The 283-nt window shown below is 42.8% G+C and carries 1 protein-coding gene; it reads left to right on the top strand.

The genetic code is table 11. The annotated features are described in order from the left end of the window. Nucleotides 1-283: hypothetical protein (locus AAEY83_RS14165; protein ID WP_351059816.1), on the top strand; the 283-nt coding region annotated here is incomplete at both ends.

Here is a 283-nt window from a genome sequence, read left to right as displayed (position 1 = left end):
CAACTATAGCGCTCAATGCGGCAGACTTATCTAATGCACTTAAGCAATTGGGTAATAGTTTTGATGAGCAAACGGTAATAGACAGCGCAGATTATGACCGTCATATTGAAAAACTGCGTCAACAGCGCAGCGCTTTAAACCAGTTAAAACGACAATTTAATGAGCAGAAAAACCGCCAGCAGCAGCTAACCAATAGCTTAAGCAGTTTGACCGCGCAGATTGAAACCAAGCAAGCACAGCTTAGCAATGATGAAGCAGCGCTCAAAGAGTTAGAGAACTTAGT

The sequence above is a fragment of the Psychrobacter sp. TB20-MNA-CIBAN-0197 genome (assembly GCF_040309765.1).
Taxonomy (GTDB): Bacteria; Pseudomonadota; Gammaproteobacteria; order Pseudomonadales; family Moraxellaceae; genus Psychrobacter; species Psychrobacter submarinus.
This window is presented reverse-complemented; position numbering and strand designations above follow the sequence as displayed.